Source organism: Sphingobium sp. FW305-3-2-15-F-TSA7, assembly GCF_058787155.1.
Map to the genome: position 1 here is coordinate 21,195 of NZ_JBYSZM010000021.1, position 20,195 is coordinate 41,389.

Annotated in this window: 21 protein-coding genes; 9 read left to right on the forward strand and 12 right to left on the reverse strand. The window is 64.4% G+C overall.

The genetic code is table 11. The features are described from left to right. Positions 1 to 39 precede the first annotated feature (39 nt). The 5 genes from AC3WN8_RS16940 to AC3WN8_RS16960 are packed head-to-tail and all read right to left on the reverse strand — an operon-like array spanning position 40 to position 2,798. Positions 40 to 1,209: a winged helix-turn-helix domain-containing protein gene (locus AC3WN8_RS16940; RefSeq protein ID WP_492670636.1), complete on the reverse strand. Its 1,170-nt coding sequence runs from the start codon at positions 1,207 to 1,209 to the stop codon at positions 40 to 42. Continuing rightward, positions 1,206 to 1,466 (reverse strand): hypothetical protein, encoded by a 261-nt coding sequence (locus AC3WN8_RS16945; RefSeq protein WP_492670637.1) that lies wholly within the window; start codon positions 1,464 to 1,466, stop codon positions 1,206 to 1,208. Before AC3WN8_RS16945 ends, AC3WN8_RS16940 begins: the two co-directional genes overlap by 4 nt. After that, the gene (locus AC3WN8_RS16950; protein ID WP_492670638.1) at positions 1,445 to 1,573 is read right to left on the reverse strand and encodes a hypothetical protein; all 129 of its coding nucleotides are present in this window, start codon (positions 1,571 to 1,573) and stop codon (positions 1,445 to 1,447) included. Before AC3WN8_RS16950 ends, AC3WN8_RS16945 begins: the two co-directional genes overlap by 22 nt. After that, positions 1,549 to 2,127: an SAM-dependent methyltransferase gene (locus tag AC3WN8_RS16955; protein WP_492670639.1), complete on the reverse strand. Its 579-nt coding sequence runs from the start codon at positions 2,125 to 2,127 to the stop codon at positions 1,549 to 1,551. The genes AC3WN8_RS16950 and AC3WN8_RS16955 overlap by 25 nt, the downstream gene beginning before the upstream one ends. Positions 2,128 to 2,165: 38 nt before the next feature. Beyond that, complete coding sequence (locus AC3WN8_RS16960) at positions 2,166 to 2,798, reverse strand: carbonic anhydrase (protein WP_492670640.1); 633 nt, start codon at positions 2,796 to 2,798, stop codon at positions 2,166 to 2,168. Positions 2,799 to 2,866: 68 nt separating this feature from the next. Between AC3WN8_RS16960 and lipA the strand changes: the two genes are divergently transcribed. Together lipA and AC3WN8_RS16970 are read left to right on the forward strand one after the other, a co-directional pair. Beyond that, the gene (lipA, locus tag AC3WN8_RS16965; protein ID WP_492670641.1) at positions 2,867 to 3,799 is read left to right on the forward strand and encodes a lipoyl synthase; all 933 of its coding nucleotides are present in this window, start codon (positions 2,867 to 2,869) and stop codon (positions 3,797 to 3,799) included. A gap of 10 nt (positions 3,800 to 3,809) precedes the next feature. After that, positions 3,810 to 4,286, forward strand: coding sequence for a type II toxin-antitoxin system RatA family toxin (locus AC3WN8_RS16970; RefSeq protein ID WP_492670642.1), 477 nt, complete (start codon positions 3,810 to 3,812; stop codon positions 4,284 to 4,286). On the opposite strand, the gene AC3WN8_RS16975 is transcribed toward AC3WN8_RS16970, so the two are convergent. Beyond that, positions 4,232 to 4,771, reverse strand: coding sequence for a CinA family protein (locus AC3WN8_RS16975; protein ID WP_492670643.1), 540 nt, complete (start codon positions 4,769 to 4,771; stop codon positions 4,232 to 4,234). The two genes, AC3WN8_RS16970 and AC3WN8_RS16975, sit on opposite strands and share 55 nt — an antisense overlap. 11 nt (positions 4,772 to 4,782) lie before the next feature. After that, a complete protein-coding gene (locus AC3WN8_RS16980; protein WP_492670644.1) occupies positions 4,783 to 5,934 on the reverse strand; it encodes a bifunctional 2-C-methyl-D-erythritol 4-phosphate cytidylyltransferase/2-C-methyl-D-erythritol 2,4-cyclodiphosphate synthase in 1,152 nt (383 codons plus the stop codon). 100 nt (positions 5,935 to 6,034) lie between these two features. Between AC3WN8_RS16980 and dusB the strand changes: the two genes are divergently transcribed. The 7 genes from dusB (at position 6,035) to hflX (ending at position 15,393) form a co-directional block, all read left to right on the forward strand. After that, the gene (gene dusB, locus AC3WN8_RS16985; protein WP_492670645.1) at positions 6,035 to 7,033 is read left to right on the forward strand and encodes a tRNA dihydrouridine synthase DusB; all 999 of its coding nucleotides are present in this window, start codon (positions 6,035 to 6,037) and stop codon (positions 7,031 to 7,033) included. Next, positions 7,009 to 8,130, forward strand: a complete 1,122-nt coding sequence (locus AC3WN8_RS16990) for a two-component system sensor histidine kinase NtrB (RefSeq protein WP_492670646.1) — start codon at positions 7,009 to 7,011, stop codon at positions 8,128 to 8,130. The genes dusB and AC3WN8_RS16990 overlap by 25 nt, the downstream gene beginning before the upstream one ends. Next, on the forward strand, positions 8,127 to 9,569 hold the full coding sequence (gene ntrC, locus AC3WN8_RS16995; protein ID WP_492670647.1) for a nitrogen regulation protein NR(I): 1,443 nt from the start codon (positions 8,127 to 8,129) through the stop codon (positions 9,567 to 9,569). The genes AC3WN8_RS16990 and ntrC overlap by 4 nt, the downstream gene beginning before the upstream one ends. 138 nt (positions 9,570 to 9,707) lie before the next feature. Next, the gene (locus AC3WN8_RS17000; protein ID WP_492670648.1) at positions 9,708 to 11,942 is read left to right on the forward strand and encodes a sensor histidine kinase; all 2,235 of its coding nucleotides are present in this window, start codon (positions 9,708 to 9,710) and stop codon (positions 11,940 to 11,942) included. A gap of 3 nt (positions 11,943 to 11,945) precedes the next feature. Beyond that, positions 11,946 to 13,334 (forward strand): nitrogen assimilation response regulator NtrX, encoded by a 1,389-nt coding sequence (gene ntrX / locus AC3WN8_RS17005; RefSeq protein ID WP_492670649.1) that lies wholly within the window; start codon positions 11,946 to 11,948, stop codon positions 13,332 to 13,334. A 121-nt stretch (positions 13,335 to 13,455) separates the two neighbouring features. After that, positions 13,456 to 13,947 carry an RNA chaperone Hfq gene (gene hfq, locus AC3WN8_RS17010; RefSeq protein WP_492670650.1) on the forward strand — a complete coding sequence of 164 codons (492 nt, stop codon included), beginning with the start codon at positions 13,456 to 13,458 and terminating at the stop codon, positions 13,945 to 13,947. 156 nt (positions 13,948 to 14,103) lie between these two features. Next, a complete protein-coding gene (hflX, locus tag AC3WN8_RS17015) occupies positions 14,104 to 15,393 on the forward strand; it encodes a GTPase HflX (RefSeq protein WP_492670651.1) in 1,290 nt (429 codons plus the stop codon). Between the two features lie 124 nt (positions 15,394 to 15,517). On the opposite strand, the gene mazG is transcribed toward hflX, so the two are convergent. The 5 genes from mazG to metG are packed head-to-tail and all read right to left on the reverse strand — an operon-like array spanning position 15,518 to position 20,045. Continuing rightward, complete coding sequence (gene mazG, locus AC3WN8_RS17020) at positions 15,518 to 16,279, reverse strand: nucleoside triphosphate pyrophosphohydrolase (RefSeq protein ID WP_492670652.1); 762 nt, start codon at positions 16,277 to 16,279, stop codon at positions 15,518 to 15,520. A 50-nt stretch (positions 16,280 to 16,329) separates the two neighbouring features. Continuing rightward, positions 16,330 to 16,926, reverse strand: a complete 597-nt coding sequence (locus tag AC3WN8_RS17025; RefSeq protein ID WP_492670653.1) for a TIGR02281 family clan AA aspartic protease — start codon at positions 16,924 to 16,926, stop codon at positions 16,330 to 16,332. Next, positions 16,923 to 17,690, reverse strand: coding sequence for an MBL fold metallo-hydrolase (locus AC3WN8_RS17030; protein ID WP_492670654.1), 768 nt, complete (start codon positions 17,688 to 17,690; stop codon positions 16,923 to 16,925). Before AC3WN8_RS17030 ends, AC3WN8_RS17025 begins: the two co-directional genes overlap by 4 nt. A gap of 25 nt (positions 17,691 to 17,715) precedes the next feature. Next, on the reverse strand, positions 17,716 to 18,492 hold the full coding sequence (locus AC3WN8_RS17035; protein WP_492670655.1) for a TatD family hydrolase: 777 nt from the start codon (positions 18,490 to 18,492) through the stop codon (positions 17,716 to 17,718). A gap of 2 nt (positions 18,493 to 18,494) precedes the next feature. Further along, complete coding sequence (gene metG, locus AC3WN8_RS17040) at positions 18,495 to 20,045, reverse strand: methionine--tRNA ligase (protein WP_492670656.1); 1,551 nt, start codon at positions 20,043 to 20,045, stop codon at positions 18,495 to 18,497. Between the last annotated feature and the right edge of the window lie 150 nt (positions 20,046 to 20,195).

Consider the following 20,195-nt stretch of genomic DNA (forward strand, 5'->3'; position numbering starts at 1 on the left):
CGGTCCCCCTCCCCACGCTGCGCGTAGGGAGGAATGGCACTATTCCCCACCGATCAACACACCCTCGGACAGCCCGAGCCACGCCGCCATGCGCTCCAACTCCACCGACAGCACCTCGCGCCCGTGGGCAGGAGCCCCCGGCTCGAAGCCGATCCTGTTGACGATCAGCCGGCCGCGCTGGCGATCGGCCTTCAGGTCGACACGGCCGACCAGATGCCCGTCAAGCAGGAAAGGCAGGTCGTAATAGCCGTGCGTCCGCTTCTCGGCGGGCGTGTAGATGCCGATCCGATAGTGGAAACCGAACAGCCGCTCGGTCCGCGCGCGTTCCCAGATCAGCGGGTCGAAAGGGGCGAGCAGGGCGGTGCCCGCAATGCGGCGGGGCCAATGCGCGTCGCGGTGGACGAAGACCGGTTTCGACCATCCTTCGACCCGGATCGGCAGCAATACGCCGTCTTCGACCAGCGCCGCGACCGCCGGTTTCGTCTCGTCGGGCTTGAGCCGGAAATAATCGCGCAGCTCGCCCTCGGATGCGATGCCGAGCGCCTGGGCCGCACGCTCGATCAATGCGCGCTGGGCTTCGGCTTCGTTCGGTGTCGGCAGTGCCAGCACATTCGCCGGAATGACGCGTTCGGTGAGGTCGTAGACCCGTTCGAAACTGCCACGTCGTGTCGCGGTGGTGATGTGTCCGGCCCAGAACAGCCATTCCAGGACACGCTTGGAATCACCCCATTCCCACCAACCGCTGCGGCTGCGGCCATGGTCGAAATCGGAGACCGCAAGCGGCCCCTCGGTCCGGATGCGGTCGAGCACCGCCATCGCTTCGGCCCGGCGCTCGGTCGCGTAGATGCGCAGCGCCGGCCAGCCCGATCCGCCGCGATCGGCGCGTGCCATCCGCCAGCGGAGCAGCGGGTGGAGATCCAGCGGCAGCAGCGACGCCTCATGCGCCCAATATTCGAACAGCCGCCGCTCTCTCTTCCGGCCCCAGGCGGCACGATCGAGCAGCGTCCGGTCATAACCGCCGAGCCGGGAGAAGGCGGGCAGATAATGCGCGCGCGATATGATGTTGACGCTGTCGATCTGGTGAAGCCCCAATCGATCGATCGTGCGCCGCAAATGGCCCTGATTGACCAGGGCAGGGCGGTTCCGCCCGAAACCCTGCGCCGATAGCGCGATCCGCCGCGCCTGGCCGAGCGTGATCCGCTCGGTCACGTCCGCCCGATGCGGGTCGCGGCCCAGGCATAATCCTCGGCCGCCTTGCGATCCTTTGCGTCCTTGAACACTTTTTCCGGATCGGGTGCTGCGCCCAGAGCGTGCATCAGTGTCCATAGCGCGAAGCGACGCCCGGCGTCGCGCTCGGTCCCCAGAGCCACGCCCAGCCGCTCCAGCCCGGATTCAAGCGCCGCATCGTCGAGCGTTTCGATCGCGGCGGTCCCGAAATAAAAGATCAGAAGCTCTTCGAAATCCATTGCTCATCCATGCTCGCCGCGCCCGTCGGAAGGACAAGCATATCCTCGATATATTCCGCGATCGCCAGCACTTCGACCGAAATCACGATCGCGGCGGGACGGTCCACAGATAGACCATCCGGCCTTTGACCATCTCCGCGCGTTCCGGCTGCCAGTCCCCCATGCGAAAGCTGTGGCTCACGATCCGGGTTCCGGGCTTCAATTCCGCGAGAAAGCGGGGGAGGAGCCGTTTGTTCAACGATTCGATCAGATAAAGCGTGATCACGGTCGCATCGTGGAAATCGGCGGTGAAGATGTTTTCCTGCCGGAAACTGACCTTGTCGGCGACCCCGGCCGCCTTTGCATTGGCCCTGGCCTGAACGATCAGGCGGGGGTCGATCTCGATCCCGACGGCCCGCACGTCGAATCTGTGCGCGGCCGCGATCAGGATCCGGCCGTCGCCCGATCCCAGATCGTAGATCACGTCACCGTCCTTGAGCCCCGCCATGGCGAACATCGCATCGATCACCTCGTCCGGGGTCGGCGCGTAGATGATGTCGGGCTTTCCCCAATGCGGCGCCGGAGCAGCGGCCGGGGGCGGGCTGCCGCGCAGCAGCATCGCCGCACCGATCGCGGCGGCGGCAACAAGCATGGCTCCCGCGACGCGACCGACCGTCAGCATGGGAGCTCCATCCGATCGCTGCTTCGCGAACGATGCCGTCAGGCCGGCCGGAATTCGCCCGTCTGCGTGTCGAGCAGATGCAACACGCCGTCGGCGATCGCGAAATAGGCGCCGTGGATGGTCAGCCTTCCCGCTTCCTCACGCTCGGGGATGCAGGGAAAGGTGCGCAGATTCGCGATGCTCACACGCACCGTCTCGAGTTCGAGCGCACGAATGGCCTCGGGACCATTGCCCAGTTCATCCACGATCCGGTCGCGCGCATCGTCGAGCAGATCGACCCAATGCGCGATGAAACCGCCGGCGCCCGGCGGTGCATGCTCGAACCGGCGGGTCAGCGCGGCGTGGACGCCGCCGCATGCGCCATGGCCGAGCACCACGATCTCGGGTACCTCCAGCTGCGTCACCGCGAACTCGAGCGCCGCGGAGACGCCATGACGACCGCCGCCCAGCTCGAACGGTGGGACAAGATTGGCGATATTGCGGACGACGAACATCTCGCCAGGCGCCGTGTCGAAGATCTGGGTCGGGTCGACTCGGCTGTCGGAACAGGCGATCACCATCACCTTCGGACTCTGTCCTTCCGCCAGTTCCGACCAGCGATCCCGCTGTCGTGCCCAGCCGGTTTCGCGGAAGCGGTGATAGCCGGAAAGGAGTGCGTTGAAGTCTGCCATGACTCGGGGCGTTAGCCTGATGGGGGCAGGGGTGGCAACTGGCCGGTGAAATCGCTATCTGCGCTTTCATGAGCGAAGCCGATCCAGCCACCGTCCCCGAAGCCCGCCCGCCGCGCCAGCGCAAGCCCGACTGGATTCGCGTCAAGGCGCCGACCAGCGTCGGCTTTGGCGAGACTCGCGCATTGATGCGCCGACTGAACCTCGCGACCGTCTGCGAGGAAGCCGCGTGCCCCAATATCGGCGAGTGCTGGACCAAGAAGCATGCGACGGTGATGATCCTGGGCGACGTCTGCACGCGCGCCTGCGCTTTTTGCAACGTCAAGACCGGCATGCCGCGCAAGGTCGACCCGCTCGAGCCCGAACATGTCGCCGTGGCGGCGGCCGAACTGGGGCTGGAGCATATCGTGATCACCTCGGTCGATCGCGATGACCTGCCTGATGGCGGCGCTTCGCAGTTCGTGAAGGTGATCGAGGCGCTGCGGCGCAATACGCCCAAAACCACGATCGAGATCCTGACGCCCGATTTCCGCAACAAGGCCGAAGCCGCGGTCGAGTCGATCGTCACGGCACGGCCCGATGTGTACAACCATAATCTCGAAACCGTGCCGCGGCTCTATCCGACGATCCGGCCGGGCGCGCGCTATTATGCGTCGCTGCGCCTGCTCGAATCGGTCAAGCGGCACGATCCCTCGATCTTCACCAAATCCGGCGTGATGCTCGGACTTGGCGAGGAACGGCTCGAAGTCCATCAGGTGATGGACGACATGCGCTCGGCCGACGTCGATTTCCTGACCATGGGCCAGTATCTCCAGCCCACGCCCAAGCACACCAAGGTGATGGAGTTCGTGCCGCCCAAGGCGTTCGACGCCTATGCCGCGATCGCGCGCGCCAAGGGCTTCCTGCTCGTCGCGTCCTCGCCGCTGACGCGGTCAAGCTACCATGCGGGTGAAGATTTCGCGCGCATGCGCGCCGCACGTGAGGCGAAACTGGCACGAGCATAGGGCCGAACAGATGCCCCGGCATTCCGAAACCCGCCATCTTCCCTATACGCCCCAGCAATTGTTCGATCTGGTGGCGGACGTTCCCAGCTATCGCGAATTCCTGCCCTGGGTGAGCGCCGTCAGGGTGCGTTCGGACAGCGAAACCGAAATGGTCGCCGATCTTATCGTCGGTTTCTCGGCATTGCGCGAAACCTTCACCTCGCGGGTGAAGAAAGATCGGCCGCACACGATCAGCGTCGATTATGTCGACGGGCCGCTCAAATATCTGCGCAATGAATGGATTTTCCGGCCGGACGGGGCCGGCGGGACGTTCGTGGATTTCGCCGTCGATTTCGCGTTCCGCTCGTCGCTGTTCGAGCGGCTGGCAGGGCAGATGTTCGATCGCGCCCTCAGGAAGATGATCGGCGCTTTCGAGACGCGTGCCGCCGCGCTTTACGGTGCGGGCGATCCCGGCATCAGCAATTCGAGCGCGCACAGCGCCGCCTGAAGGCGGATGCCGCCACGCCCGAGATCGCCGAATTCGCGCTTGTCCGCGATGATATCCTCCGGACCGGACTCGCGCTCCGCACGCGCGAAGACGACCGTGCCCACCGGTTTCCGCTCGCTGCCGCCGTCCGGGCCCGCAACCCCGGTGATCGCAACCGCGACATCGGCGTCGGACCGGACGATCGCGCCACGCGCCATTGCCCAGGCGACCGCGATCGACACCGCGCCGAAGGTCTCGAGAACGTCCAGGCTGACGCCGAGCATGGCGATCTTGGCCTCGTTCGAATAGGTCACGAAACCGGCCTGAAACACGTCGGACGACCCCGGAATCTCGGTCAGCGCAGCGCTGACCAGTCCGCCGGTGCAGCTTTCCGCGACCGCGATCCTGCGGCCCGCCGCACGGTTCGCCTCGACGACGCGCTTGGCGGCATCGACGAGCTTGGCGGGCAATGTGGTCTTTTTCCTGGCGGTTTCGGTCACGGACATCTCGGATTTCATTACAACGCCTCAACGAGCGTTATTGTTGCGATGGCCTGCGCGGCGATCCCCTCACCGCGGCCGGTGAAACCCAGCCGTTCTGTCGTCGTGGCTTTCACGCTAACCCGCGTCGAGTCGAGCCGCAACAGATCGGCGATGCGGGCCTGGATTGCGTCCCGATATGGGCCGATCTTGGGTGCTTCGCAGATGATGGTGAGATCGACATGCTCGATCCGCCCGCCGGCCCGTCCGACAAGATCCGCGGCATGGCACAGGAACCGGTCGGACGACACGCCGCGCCATTGCGGATCGGACGGCGGAAAATGCAGGCCGATATCGCCGGCAGCGATCGTACCGAGCAGCGCATCGGTCAGGGCATGGAGCGCGACATCGGCGTCGCTATGGCCCGAAAGCCCCTGTTTGTGGGGGATGCGGATGCCGCCCAGCCATAATTCCTCGCCATCGACGAGGCGATGGACGTCATAGCCGAGCGCGGTGCGGGTGGTGCTTTGCATCGCGAGGCGGGTTTCGGCAGCCGCGAAGTCCGCCGGATGCGTGATCTTCTCCAGCGTGGGATCGCCCTGGACGATCGCAATGGCATGCCCTGCGGCGCGGACGATCTGCGCATCGTCGGTCGCTTCACGCTCGGCGGGCCAGTCGCGGTGCGATGCCATGACCTCGGCAAAGCGAAATGCCTGTGGGGTCTGCACACGCACCAGCCCATCGCGCGCAACGGTATCGCCCAGACGATCGCCTGCATGGGCAAGCGTGTCGGCAACGGGCAGGGCGGGAACGGCGCCGACATGATCCTCCAGCGCCGCAAGCAGCCGGTCGATCACAGCGGCGGGCAGGAGGGGGCGGGCCGCATCGTGGATCAGCACACCCGCAGCGGTGCCGATCGCTTCGAGACCGTTGAGGACCGACTCGCGGCGTGTGGCGCCACCGATCACGAATTGACGATCGCCGACCGCGGCGCGTGCCTCCGCTTCCTGTTCTTCGCCGATCACGATCACGATCCTGTCGATCGCCGGATGACGCGAGAACGCCGCGACGCTGTGCGCCAGCACAGCGTGGCCAGCCAGCGGCACGAACTGCTTGGGCGCACCACCGCCCGCGCGCTCACCTCTTCCGGCGGCGACGATCAGCGCGACTATGGGGGCCCTTGTATCCATGCCGCGCGCCTAAAGCTTTTTGCGTCCCGTGCAAACCATCCCCATCACTTGCCCGCCGGGCCCAATCCCGCTATGGCGCTGCCTCTTTTTTAGGCAAATGATGACCAAGCTCGCTCCCATCGATATCGGCCCCGTGCGGATCGACATGCCGGTGATCCTCGCGCCGATGACGGGCGTGACCGATTTGCCGTTCCGCACGCTCGTGCGGCGCTATGGCTCGGGGCTCAACGTCACCGAGATGATCGCCAGCCAGGCCGCGATCCGCGAAACCCGCCAGTCGATCCAGAAAGCGGCCTGGGATCCGGTGGAAGAGCCGGTGTCGATGCAGCTTGTCGGCTGCACCGCCAAGGAAATGGGCGAGGCCGCGAAACTCAGCGAGGATCGCGGCGCCGCGATCATCGACATCAATATGGGTTGCCCGGTGCGCAAGGTGACCAACGGCGATGCCGGATCGGCGCTGATGCGCGATCTGAAGAACGCCGCGTCGCTGGTCGAGGCCACGGTGAAGGCGGTTTCGGTGCCGGTCACGCTCAAGATGCGGATGGGCTGGTGCCATGACAGCCTGAATGCCCCCGAACTCGCGCGCATCGCCGAGGATCTCGGCGTCAGGATGGTCACCGTCCATGGCCGCACGCGCAACCAGATGTACAAGGGATCTGCGGACTGGGCATTCATCCGCCGGGTGAAGGATGCCGTCTCGATCCCCGTGATCGCCAATGGCGATATCTGCTCGATCGAGGATGCCGAGACCGCGCTGGCGCAATCGGGCGCGGACGGCATCATGATCGGGCGCGGCGCTTATGGTCGGCCATGGCTGCTCGGCCAGGTGATGCATTGGCTGCGCACCGGGCAGGCGCTCGCCGATCCGTCGATCGAGGAACAATATCACGCGATCATAGGCCATTATGTCGCGATGCTCGATCATTATGGCGAGTTCACCGGGGTCAATATGGCCCGCAAGCATATCGGCTGGTACACCAAGGGCCTGCCGGGATCGGCCGAGTTCCGCAATGCGGTGAACCAGGAGCCGAGTGCCGAGACCGTGCTGGCGATGCTGGCGGATTTCTACGGCCCATGGCTCTCCCGGGCGGCCGCCTGATCCGCCTGGGAAGGCGGGCGGCTTCGGTCGCCGCGCCCGATGTCCCGGCCCTGGCCGAACTGTTCGCGGTGCTGCCCACACCCGTGCTCGTCATCGATCCCGACGGCATGATCGCCGAAGCCAATGTGGCAAGCGAGACGCTGTTGAATCTGGGGCGCAGCGCGATCGTCGGCCGGTCGATGAAAACGCTGACCGGACATCCGCTGACGACGATGGCGAAGGATTCGCCTTTCTCCGCGTTTGACCTGACCATCGACCTGCCAAGCGGGCGGACTCAGCGGGTGGATATGATGGCGGCGCCGATGCCTGATCATCCAGGATGGCGCGTGGTCACCATCCATATGCGTTCTGCCGCGCATATCGTCGGGCGCAGTGCCGAGCGCGAGGGCGGCAAACTGACCGCCGTGGGCGCGGCGGCGATGCTGGCGCACGAGATCAAGAACCCGCTCTCCGGCATTCGCGGCGCAGCGCAATTGCTCGACAAGAGCGTCGATCCCGAAGCGCACGACCTGACCCGACTGATCATGGATGAGGTGGACCGCGTCACCGCGCTGATCGATCGCATGGAGGGGTTCACCGACACGCGGAACATCGTGCTCGAGCCGCAGAACATCCATGCCATATTGAGCCATGCGCGCGAAGTCGCCCGCAAGGGCTTCGCTCACGCGATCCCGGTACGCGAAGCGTATGACCCCTCGCTCCCCGAGGTGCTGGGGCATCGCGATTCACTGGTGCAAATCTTCATAAACCTTCTCAAGAATGCAGCTGAAGCGATTGGCGATCGTGAAGACGGAGCAATCCAGATTCGAACCGCCTATCGTCATGGCGTATCGTTCGTGAAGCATGGCACCGATGGCAAGCAGGCCCTGCCGATCGAGGTTTGCGTGATCGACAACGGCCCCGGCGCGCCGCCGGAGATTGGCGAACATCTGTTCGATCCCTTCGTCACATCCAAACGAACAGGCAGCGGGCTTGGACTGGCGCTGGTCGACAAGCTGGTCACCGATCAGGGCGGTGTCGTCGAATATGCGCGTGAAGGACACCCAGAAATGACCGTTTTCCGCCTGTTGTTGCCGCGCGCTCGGGACCGCGCATGAGCGTGGGCCGCATCCTCGTCGTCGATGACGACGCCGCGATCCGCACCGTGGTGCGCGAAGCGCTGCGTCGCGAGGGGCATGAGGTCGAGACCGCAGCGTCGGTTGCGGAGCAGCGCAAGGCGATGGCGCGGTTCGCACCCGACCTGCTGGTCACCGACGTCATGTTGCCCGATGGCAACGGGCTCGATCTTGTCCCTGAAATGCTTGCGGAAAATCCGGGCATGCCGGTGATCGTGCTGTCGGCGCAGAACACGCTGGCAACCGCCGTGCGTGCGACCGAGCAGGGGGCATTCGAATATCTGCCCAAGCCGTTCGATCTGGAGGAACTGTGCCGCGCAGTCGCGGATGGACTGCGCAGCCGCACGGCACGCGCCGATGCCGAGCCCGAGGGGATCAAGGAAGATCTGCCGCTGATCGGCCGCTCACCGGCGATGCAGGACGTCTATCGGACGATCGCGCGCGTCGTTTCGAACGAACTCACCGTTCTCGTCTTCGGCGAGTCGGGCACCGGCAAGGAATTGGTGGCGCGTGCGATCCACGATCTCGGGCCGCGGCGGCGCAAGCCGTTCGTCGCGATCAACATGGCGGCGATCCCGCGCGAACTGATCGAATCCGAGCTGTTCGGTCACGAACGCGGTGCTTTCACCGGTGCGCAGGCCCGCACCGCCGGCAAATTCGAACAGGCACAGGGCGGCACGCTGTTCCTCGACGAGATCGGCGATATGCCGATGGAGGCGCAGACGCGGCTGTTGCGCGTGCTTCAGGAAGGCGAATTCACCACGGTGGGCGGTGCGCGCTCGATCCGTGCGGACGTTCGGATCATTGCCGCAACGCATAAGGACCTGCCAGCGATGATCGCGGCGAACGCGTTTCGGGAGGATCTGTTCTATCGCTTGAACGTGGTCCCCGTCCATTTGCCGCCGTTGCGCGACCGGCCGGGCGACATCGCCGAGCTGGCGCGCCACTTTCTTGACCGGGCGGGGCAGGAGGGGCTGTCGCGCAAGCGGTTGGGGCCGGACGCGCTTGCACGGCTGGCGGCGCATGGCTGGCCGGGCAATGTCCGCGAACTCGAAAATCTCATGCGCCGGCTGGCGGCGCTCAGTCGCGAGGAAGTGATCGGCGCCCGGCTGATCGACCAGTCGCTGTCGGGCGGTGGCACCGAAGCGCCATTGCCGCTGCTGGTGGGGCGGGGGCTTTCCGATGCCGTCGAAGCCAGCCTGTCGGGCTATTTTGCAAGCTTCGGCGACGAATTGCCGCCCGATGGCCTTTATGATCGCGTGCTTGCCCAGATGGAGGAGCCGCTGTTGCGACTGACCCTGGCGGCGGTGCGCGGCAACCAGCTCCGTGCCGCCGATCTGCTCGGCATCAATCGCAACACGCTGCGCAAGAAACTCAACGATCACGCCATCGATCTCGGGAAACTGCGCCGCGGCCTCTGACCCGTTCTCGCGCCAACTTGCGCCGGATCGTGCCTGGTACGCGCCGGCCTTACCTCCACTTTGGCGCAGAGTGTGTTTGTCTTGCAACGTGAATGTTGTATGTAAGCAACGGTGACTGCGCCGGATCGTGACATTTCGATGAAACCCGCCCGCTGGCGGCGCGCGCTGACCGCCTTTTACCGCCGCAACAATCTGGTTGCCTGGGTCGAACTGGCCACGCTCGGCGCGGCGCTCGCGATCGTGATCGCGAGTTATTTCATCGTGACCGCCGAATCCGCGTCGGATCGGCTGCTGTCGCCGGCAATGGTGGCGTTGCTGTTGATCAGCAATCTGGTGCCCGGCGTCGCATTGCTCGTGCTGCTCGGCCGCCGCATCGCCAAGCGACGCGCCGCGCGCTCGCTGGTCGGCGGGGGCGGGCGTCTGCATGTTCGCCTAGTGGCGCTCTTTTCGCTGATCGCCGCAGTGCCGACGCTGCTCGTGGTGATCTTCGCGTCGCTGCTGTTCCAATATGGCGTCGAATTCTGGTTCTCCGACCGCGCACGCGGCATGCTCGAAAATGCGAGCATCCTGGCGCAGGAGACCTATGCGCAGAATCGTGACGATGTGCAGGGGCAGACCGTCACCATGGCGTCGGACCTGATCCAGTTCCTCCAGGAAGCGCCGATCGAAAATCCGCTGTTCCAGGAGGCTTTTGCCCGGCAGGTCTATCAGCGTGAATTGTCCGAAGCCGCGATCCTGGTGGTGAAGCCCGGGGTCGGGTTGCAGACGCTGATCATGGTCGATCCCTATGATCGTGGCGAAGCCAATGTGGTGAAGCCCGAGGTGATGGAGAAGATCCGTCGCGGCGCGCCCGCGGTGGTGACCGAAACCAACGACCGGATCGAAGCTGTGGTGCCGCTGGGGGTGAAGGAGGAAGCCTATCTATGGGCGGCGCGCGTCGCCAATCCCAAGATGCTTGCCCAGGCCCAGCGTGCGGACACGGTGCTCCAGGATTATAAGAGATTGCTGGAACGCTCGCGCGCGTTGCAACTCCAGTTCAATATCGCATTGCTCGCCGTTTCGCTGCTGATCGTGGGTGCGGCGGTGTTCATCGCGCTTGCCGTGGCCGACCGTATCGTGCGTCCGCTCGGGGATCTCGTCGATGCGGCGCAGCGCATTGCGGGCGGCGATCTCAGCGCACGCGTCGAACAGCCCGTGCGGCAGGATGAGATCGGACGCCTGGCCAATGCGTTCAACCGGATGACGCGCCGGATCGAGGAGCAGACCGGCGCGCTCGAACGGCGCCGCGCCTTTATCGAAGCGGTGTTGTCAGGCGTCAGCGCCGGCGTGGTTTCGGTCGACGTCAACGGCCAGATCCTGCTCATGAACAGTCAGGCAGCCGCCTTGCTCAAGGTCGGTCCGTTCGACGCCATCGGGCGAAGCCTGGCCGAGCTCGCCCCCGAATTTGCCGGGCTGGCGACCGGCGGCGATCGCAGCGAGGTCGTCCAGCTCAATTCCACCGGCGAAGCCCGCACCCTGGCCGTTCGCGTGGTGGACGACGAAAGCGGGCGCGTGCTGACTTTCGACGATATCACCCAGCAATTGCTCGACCAGCGCCGTGCGGCGTGGTCCGATGTCGCCCGCCGTATCGCGCACGAGATCAAGAATCCGCTGACGCCGATCCAGCTCGCCGCCGAGCGGCTGCAACGCCGTTATGGCAAGCAAATCAACGACGAGACGGGCACCTTTACCCGGCTCACCGAGACGATCGTGCGCCAGGTTGGCGATCTCCGGCGGATGGTCGACGAATTCTCATCCTTCGCGCGGATGCCCAAGCCGGTCTTCCGCCCGGAATCGCTGACCGATATCGCGCGACAGTCGCTGTTCCTCCACGAGGTCGCGCATCCCGAAATCCACTTCACATTCGAACAGGAGAGCGAAGCGCAGCAAATGGTCTGCGATCGCCGCCAGATCGGGCAGGCGCTGACCAATCTCGTGAAGAATGCGGTCGAAGCGATCGAGCAGAAAGCGGAAGGGGGAGAAGACGGTTATGCGGGGCAGGTGACACTTGCGATCGCCCGGTGCGAAAATCCCGGGCGGGTCTCGGTCACCATCACCGATAACGGCATCGGCCTGCCACAGGAGCGCGACCGGCTGGTCGAACCCTATGTCACCACGCGGACGCGCGGCACCGGGCTTGGTCTCGCGATCGTGAAGAAGATCGTCGAGGAACATTTCGGCACAATGCAGCTTGCCGACAATCCGGGTGGCGGCACGATCATCTCGACGACCTTCGATCTCGATATGCTCGCCGAGCTTGCGCACGACGACGACGCGATCGCCCCCGACGAAGACGAAAAAACCCCGCGACTGACGCGGAAAGGAGAAGGCTGAGCCATGGCGCTAGACATTCTGATTGTCGATGACGAGCAGGATATCCGGGACTTGGTGTCCGGTGTTCTCGAAGATGAAGGCTATTCGCCGCGTACGGCAGGCAACAGCGACGCCACGCTTGAAGCGATTGCCGAACGTCGCCCCTCGCTGGTGCTGCTCGACGTGTGGTTGCAGGGGTCGAAGCTCGACGGTCTCGACCTGCTCGACGAGATCAAGCGGCGCGACCCGTCGCTGCCCGTGCTGGTGATGTCGGGGCACGGCAATCTCGACACGGCGGTCGCGGCGATCCGGCGCGGCGCCGTCGATTTCATCGAAAAACCCTTCGAAGCGGCGCATCTGCTGCATCTGGTCAGCCGCGCGACCGAAACCGAACGACTGCGCCGCGAAAATGCCTCGCTCAAGGCACAGGTCGGCCGCGAGGAAGAGCTGACGGGCAGCTCGACCTCGATCAACGCCGTGCGCGCCACGCTGAAGCGCGTCGCGGCGACGGGCAGCCGCGTGCTCGTTACCGGCCCGGCGGGCGTGGGCAAGGAAGTCGCCGCGCGTCTGCTTCATATGTGGAGCAATCGGGCGACCGCGCCGTTCATGGTCGTCAGTTCGGCGATGATGGAGCCCGAGCGTGTCGAAGAGGAGCTGTTCGGCGTGGAGGACGGGGGAGAGCTTGTCCGTCCCGGGCTGCTCGAACAGGCGCATGGCGGCACATTGTTCCTCGACGAGGTGGCGGACATGCCGCTCACTACACAAGCGAAGATTCTGCGCGTGCTGACCGATCAGAGCTTTACCCGGGTTGGCGGGCAGCGCACGGTGAAGGTCGAGTTCCGCGTCGTTTCGGCCACGTCGCGCGATCTGGCAGAGGAGATCGCCGCGGGGCGCTTCCGCGAGGATCTCTATTACCGGTTGAACGTGGTGCCCGTGCATATCCCGCCACTGTCCGAGCGGCGCGAGGACATTCCCGGGCTGATCGACCATTTCGTCGCGCGCTACGCCAATGAACGCAGGGTGTTGCCGCCCGGCGTGGCCGGCGATGCGATCGCCGCGCTTCAGGCCTATGACTGGCCCGGCAATGTCCGCCAGCTCCGCAATGTCGTCGAACGGACGATCATCTTGGCGCCGGGCGACCGGATCGGCCAGATCGACCTCGACATGCTGCCGCCCGAAGTGATGGGCGCGCAGGGTGACGCGAGCGTCGGCAACGCGGCCTCGGCGATCATGGGCGCCCCCTTGCGCGAAGCGCGCGAGACGTTCGAACGCGAATATCTGCGCATTCAGATCCGGCGTTTCTCGGGCAATATCTCACGCACGGCGAGCTTTATCGGCATGGAACGGTCGGCATTGCACCGCAAGCTGAAGCTGCTGGGCATGGCCGACACCAAGCCCGACGGCGAGGAATGAGCGCGCAGCGGTGGACGAAGCCGCTGCGACGCACTAGATAGGAGGCGCCACAACGGCAGACCAAGCCCGTCGCAACCGGGCGACCGCGGACCGCGATCCGCCAAGAACAGGACAGTAAGAAATGGCCGACAAGATCAACAATCTGCAGGATATTTTTCTCAACACGCTGCGGCGCACCAAGACGCCGGTCACCATGTTCCTGGTGAAGGGCGTGAAGCTCCAGGGCATCATCACCTGGTTCGACAATTTCTCGGTGCTGCTGCGCCGCGACGGTCAGTCGCAGCTGGTCTACAAGCACGCGATCTCCACCGTCATGCCCGCAGCGCCGATCGATCTGAAACCGATCGAGAAGGCGTTCGACGAAAGCCGCGGCAAATCGAAGTCGTTGCAGGAAGTGTTTCTGAGCGCGGTTCACAAGTCCGAAGCGCCGGTGACGATGTTCCTGGTCAACGGCGTGATGCTGCAGGGCGAGATCGTGGCATTCGACCTGTTCTGCATGCTGCTCCAGCGCGACGGGCTCTCGCAGCTCGTCTACAAGCATGCGATCTCGACGGTGCAGCCTGCCCATCCGCTGAACCTCGCCGAAGAGGGTGGGGAATCAGACGACGATTAGAGCATCTTCCAGTCGGGTGGCGTCACCCGGAGACTCGGAAAATGCGGAAAACAGAGGAAACTCGAAGCGCTGGATGATCAACAGATCGTTCAGCGCTTTGAGGCGCGAAGCCTATCCGTCAGTCCCGTGACGGCGGGAACGGCGGAATGAGGGCCTATGAGCGTATTCCAGCGGAGTGAAGACGAAGGACTGGCGCGCGGCGCACGCGCGATCGTGGCCTTGCCCGACACTGGCGGGTCGGTGCGCGATTCCGACGCACGCCTGGAGGAAGCCGCCGGCCTGGCCGAAGCGATCGGCATCGATGTCGTCGACAGGCTCCATTTCCGCGTGAGGCAGACAAAGCCGGCGACGTTGTTCGGCAGCGGCCAGGTCGATCAACTCGCGGTCGCGGTTCAGCAGAACGAGGCCGAACTGGTGATCGTCGACGCATCGGTGACGCCGGTGCAGCAACGCAATCTCGAGGACAAGCTCAAGGCCAAGGTGATCGACCGGACCGGGCTGATCCTCGAGATCTTCGGCGAGCGCGCCGCGACCGCCGAAGGACGGTTGCAGGTCGAACTGGCGCATCTCGACTATCAGGCGGGGCGGCTCGTGCGCAGCTGGACTCACCTTGAACGCCAGCGTGGCGGTTTCGGCTTTCTCGGCGGTCCCGGCGAAACGCAGATCGAGGCCGACCGCCGCATGATCCGCGACCGGATGGCGAAGCTGCGCCGTGAACTGGCCGATGTGCGCCGGACGCGCGGGTTGCACCGCGATCGACGGCGGCGCGCGCCATGGCCGGTGATCGCGCTGGTCGGCTATACCAATGCCGGAAAATCGACACTTTTCAATCGGATGACGGGTGCTGACGTCATGGCGGAGAATCTGCTCTTCGCGACGCTCGATCCGACGATGCGGCAGATCCGCTTGCCCGGTCTCGACAAGGCGATCCTGTCCGACACGGTGGGCTTCGTATCCGATCTGCCCACCCAGCTCGTCGCGGCCTTCCGTGCGACGCTGGAGGAAGTGACGGCGGCCGACCTGATCGTCCATGTCCGCGATATCGCGCATCCCGATAGCGATGCTCAAAAGGCCGATGTCGAGCAGGTCCTCAAGGACCTGGGCACGGCCGAAGAGACGCCGATGATCGAGGCGTGGAACAAGGTGGATCTGCTCGATGACGAGGCGCGCGTGGAGCTGGAGGGCGATGCCGCCCGCCGCGACGACGTGGCGCTGCTCTCCGCACAGACTGGGGAAGGGGTCGATGCGCTCCGCAAGACGGTTTCCGAACTGCTGACTTCACGCAATCGCATCCGCACCGTCCGGCTGGCTCAGGCCGACGGCGCGGCCATCGCCTGGCTCCATCGCCACGGCGAAGTGCTCGACACGGTGGAGGAGGGGGAGTTGCTCCGCGTCGATGTGCGGATGTCCGAGCTGGACTGGGGGCGGTTCGAGGCGCGGGGCTGAGAGTTTTGCACGTATCGCGCCCCTCATATAGGTCGCTCCAGCGAAAGCTGGAGCCTATACGATCCGTCAGCGGCTGCGATGATGGACGCACTGCGTGGGCTCCAGCTTTCGCTGGAGCGACAGTTCAAATCGCAGTCTTTCCCTTAGCCTGAACCCACAGTGCTTCCTTGTCTTCGAGCGACAGGCTCATGAACGCCTCGCCGGCCTCGGCCTCCATTGCCCGGAAACGCGTCTCGAACTTGCGGTTGGCACGGCGCAGCGCGGCTTCCGGATCGATGCCGAGATGGCGTGACCAGTTCACACAGGCGAAAAGCAAATCGCCGATTTCATCTTCCAACTCATCCGCGCTTGAACATTGTTCAATTTCAGCGAGTTCCTCGTCGATCTTCATGCGCGGTCCAGCGGTATCGGGCCAATCGAACCCGGTTCGCGCGGCACGCTTCTGCAGCTTTTCGGCGCGTAGCAGCGCGGGCAGGCCGAGCGCGACGCCGGCCAGCGCGCTCTTGTCATCCTTGGCATCGCGTTCGGCGGCCTTGATGACTTCCCATTGGGCGTGGCCGGTCTCGCGTGGATCGGCACCGAAGACATGCGGGTGCCGGCGAACCATCTTGTCGGAGATTGCGGCGATGACGTCGCCGATCCCGAAATGGCCGGCTTCTTCGGCGATGCGCGCGTGAAACACGACCTGGAGCAGCAGGTCGCCAAGCTCGTCCTTGAGATCCGCCATGTCGGCGCGGGCGATCGCGTCGGCAACTTCATGGGCTTCCTCGATCGTATAGGGCGCGATCGTCTCGAAGCTCTGCTCGACATCCCAGGGGCAGCCATGCTCCGGATCGCGCAATCGCGCCATGATATCGGTCAAATCGTCCAATGGGGGGGTCGGCACCGGGCAGCTCCAAAAGTGCGATAATATACATTATGTAAAATACAGGTAGATCAGGACTCGAGGATCAGCGTTCGCCCTTCCACGCGCCAGCTCTTCAATGTGGACAGGAAATTCATGCCCAGCAGGTTCGTGTCGCCCAGATCCTCCATCACGAAGATGTGCATGTCCTCACGCTTGATCGGTCCGAGTTCGAAGCGCCCGACGCTCGACCGCTGCGCTTCGGCCAGGCCATTGGCGGTCTCGACGATCGCCGGATAGCCAGCGCCGTCCAGCGGAATGCCCACGGCCTTTGCCGTCTCCGTCGAAACCGACGTCACCGACGCACCGCTGTCGATCAGGAACCGCACGCTATGGCCGTTGACGATCGCCACGGCGTAATAATGGCCATCCTCGGATGCCGGAATGCGCAAACTGCCGCCGACGGTCTGGCCGCCGTCACCGATCGCCGCCATGCGCACTTTCTGCCAGATCGCGCCGAAATCGTCGCGCAGCGCCACGATCACGAAAAGACCGGCGAAGATCGCGACCCAGGCAAGCGCCATTCTGAGCGTCTGGCCCATCGGCATGCGGCGCGCGGCCAGCGAGCTGCCGACCAGGACAAGGCCGCCGATCGCGTAGATCAGGTTGATCGATTGGTCGTCGCTCAAGCGGTCGCTGCCTCCAGTCCGTCCCAGCCAGGCTCGACGCCTGGAGGAAGCTCGGCGCACAATGACGCATAATCCATCGATTGGTCCATATGCGTCAGGATGGCGCGGCCCGGCGCCAATCGGGCGATCCAGTCGAGCGTCAGCGCCAGGTGCGGATGGGTCGGATGCGGCCTGTAGCGCAACGCATCCACCACCCAGATATCCGAAAGCTCGAAAAGAACCTTCATATCCTGTGTCAACCCGTTGAAATCTGTGGAATAACTGATCGATCCACCCGGACCGTCAAAGCGCAGCCCCGCAGATGTGATCGATCCATGCGGCTGGTCGACGGTGCGGATCCGGATATCGCCAAGCGTCCAGTCGTCTTGCAGGACATTTCCCGTGACCGTCGGCGGATAACCGTCCTTGCCGTCAAAAGCATAGGCGAAGCGCCGTTGCAGCGAGGTCAGCGTGTCCACGCGCGCAAAGCCGTCGACCGGCCGCCCCCGCGCATGGAAGAGTTGACGGAGATCGTCGATGCCATGGCAGTGATCGGCATGATCGTGCGTCCAGATCACCGCATCGACATCGGCCACATCGGCGCTCAGCAACTGTTCTCGCAGATCGGGCGAGGTATCGACCAGAATCCGTGTGGTGGCGCTCTCGACGATGATCGATGCACGACTGCGGCGGTTTCTGGGTTCCGCCGGATCGCAATCGCCCCAGTCATTGCCGATCCTCGGCACACCCGAAGACGTACCGCACCCCAGGATGCGTATTTTCATGGCGCATTCCGGCGAGCGGCCAGCGTCACGCAGCCGCCTTGGTGAACAGGGCCCGGAAATTGCGCGTGGTCTGCTCGGCCAGTTCCTCGACGCTCACCCCGCGCAGATTGGCAAGGAAACGCGCGGTATCCGCGACATGGCCCGGCTCGCAGGTCTTGCCGCGATGCGGCACCGGCGCGAGGAACGGCGCGTCGGTCTCGATCAGCAGCCGCTCCGCCGGCAATCGTGCCGCCGTCTCCTGCAGATCCCTGGCGTTCTTGAAGGTCACGATGCCCGAGATCGAGATATAAAGGCCAAGTTCGAGTGCCTTGTCCGCGAATTCTCCACTCGCCGTGAAGCAATGGATGACCCCGGGATAGGCCCCCTTCCCCATTTCCTCGGCCAGGATGTCGGCGGTATCGGCCTCGGCATCGCGGGTATGGACGATCAGCGGCAGACCGGTTTCGCGCGCCGCGACGATATGCGCACGAAAGCTCGTCCTTTGCCGGTCGCGATCCGAATGATCATAATAATAATCGAGCCCGGTCTCGCCTATGCCGATCACGCGGTGGTGCGCGGCCTTGGCGACGAGCTTCGCCGTATCGACATCGGGATGCTGGTCCGCTTCGTGCGGATGGATGCCGACCGTCGCCCAGACATCGGCCTCGCGCTCGGCCGTTGCGATGATGTCGTCCCATTCGCGCTCGCGCGTCGAGATGTTGAGCATCGTGCCGACCCCGGCTTCGCGCGCACGCGCCAGCACGGCCGCCTGCTCCTCGATCAGCCCCTTATAGTTCAGGTGGCAATGGCTATCGACGAACATGATCAGGCCTCCGCCGGAAGCTCGAGCCTGGGGAAGATGGGGCTTGGCGGTGCGAGCGTGAAGCCCGATCCGACAAGGCGGCCATACCAGTCGTCATCTTCGAGCGCGGCGAAATCGCGGGCCTCGGCGCCCATCTGGTCGAGCAATTTGCCCGATGCCGCCGGGATCACCGGCGCGATGACGATCGCGAGATCGCGGATCGCGCGATACAGCGTTTCCAGCACCGCCATCATCCGCTCGGGATCGGTCTTGCGCAGCGCCCAGGGCGCCTGGGCGTCGATATACTGGTTGCAGGCGAACACGCCGCGCAGCCAGGCCTCGATCCCCTGCGACAGGCCGAGATCGGAAAAGGCCGCCGGCACTTCGCTGCGCGTGATCCCGGCAATCTGCGCCAGCAGGTCGCTATCGGCGGGCTCGCTGCGACCGCCACTCGGCAATGCGCCGAGATTCTTGGCGATGAAGCTCAAGGTGCGTTGTGCGAGATTGCCGAAGCTGTTGGCGAGATCGGCATTGCAGCGCGTGACGATCGCCTCCGCGCTATAGCTGCCGTCATTGCCGAAGGTGACTTCGCTGAGCAGAAAATAGCGCAGCTGATCGACGCCGAACGCCTCTGCCAGCTCCAGCGGGTCGGCGACATTGCCGAGCGATTTCGACATTTTCTCGCCGCGGTTGAGCAGGAAACCGTGGCCGAACACCTGCCTGGGCAGTGCGATGCCGGCGGACATCAGGAATGCGGGCCAATAGACCGCGTGGAAACGGACAATGTCCTTGCCGATGATGTGATGATTGGCCGGCCAATATTTGTGGAACGCCTCGCTATCCTCGGGATAGCCGATGCCGGTCAGATAATTGGTCAGCGCATCGACCCAGACATACATGACATGGCCGTCGCTGCCCGGCACCTTCACGCCCCAGTCGAAGCTGGTGCGCGAGACCGACAGGTCGGACAATCCGCCCTCGACGAAGCGCATCGTCTCGTTGCGGCGACTGTCGGGCCGGATGAAATCGGGCTGGCCATTATACAGGTCGAGCAAGGGCTGCTGATATTTGGAAAGCCGGAAGAACCAGCTTTCCTCGGCGGTCCAGGTGACGGGCGTGCCTTGAGGCGACAGTTTTTCGCCCCCTTCCCCGTCGGTCAGTTCCTTCTCGTCGTAAAAGGCTTCGTCGCGGATCGAATACCAGCCCTCATAGCGATCGAGATACAGGTCGCCATTCGCCTCCATCGCCCGCCAGATTGCCTGGCTCGCGGTGTGATGCACGGGTTCGCTGGTCCGGATGAAACGATCGTAGGAGATATTGAGGGTATCATCCATCTGCTTGAAATAGGATGACATTTCTTCCGCCAATGCGGCCGTCTCGACGCCTTTGTCGCGTGCGGTCTGCACCATCTTCAGGCCATGCTCGTCTGTGCCGGTCATGAAGAAGACGTCGCGGCCCATCAGCCGCTGGAATCGCGCGATCGCGTCGGTCGCGATCGCCTCATAGGCATGCCCGATATGCGGGCGGCCATTGGGATAGCTGATTGCGGTGGTGATATAGAAGGGTTCGGCCATATGGCGGCTTTAGGTGGGCGACCGCGCCAAATCAAACCCGTTGATGCGTGGGATCGCTGCATCTTCCTCCGTTGGCTTCGAGCAGCGTCGAGCAGCGCGGCGCCAGGCCTTCTCGACTGCGGTTCTCGGCAAGCTCGAACCTGCGCTCGA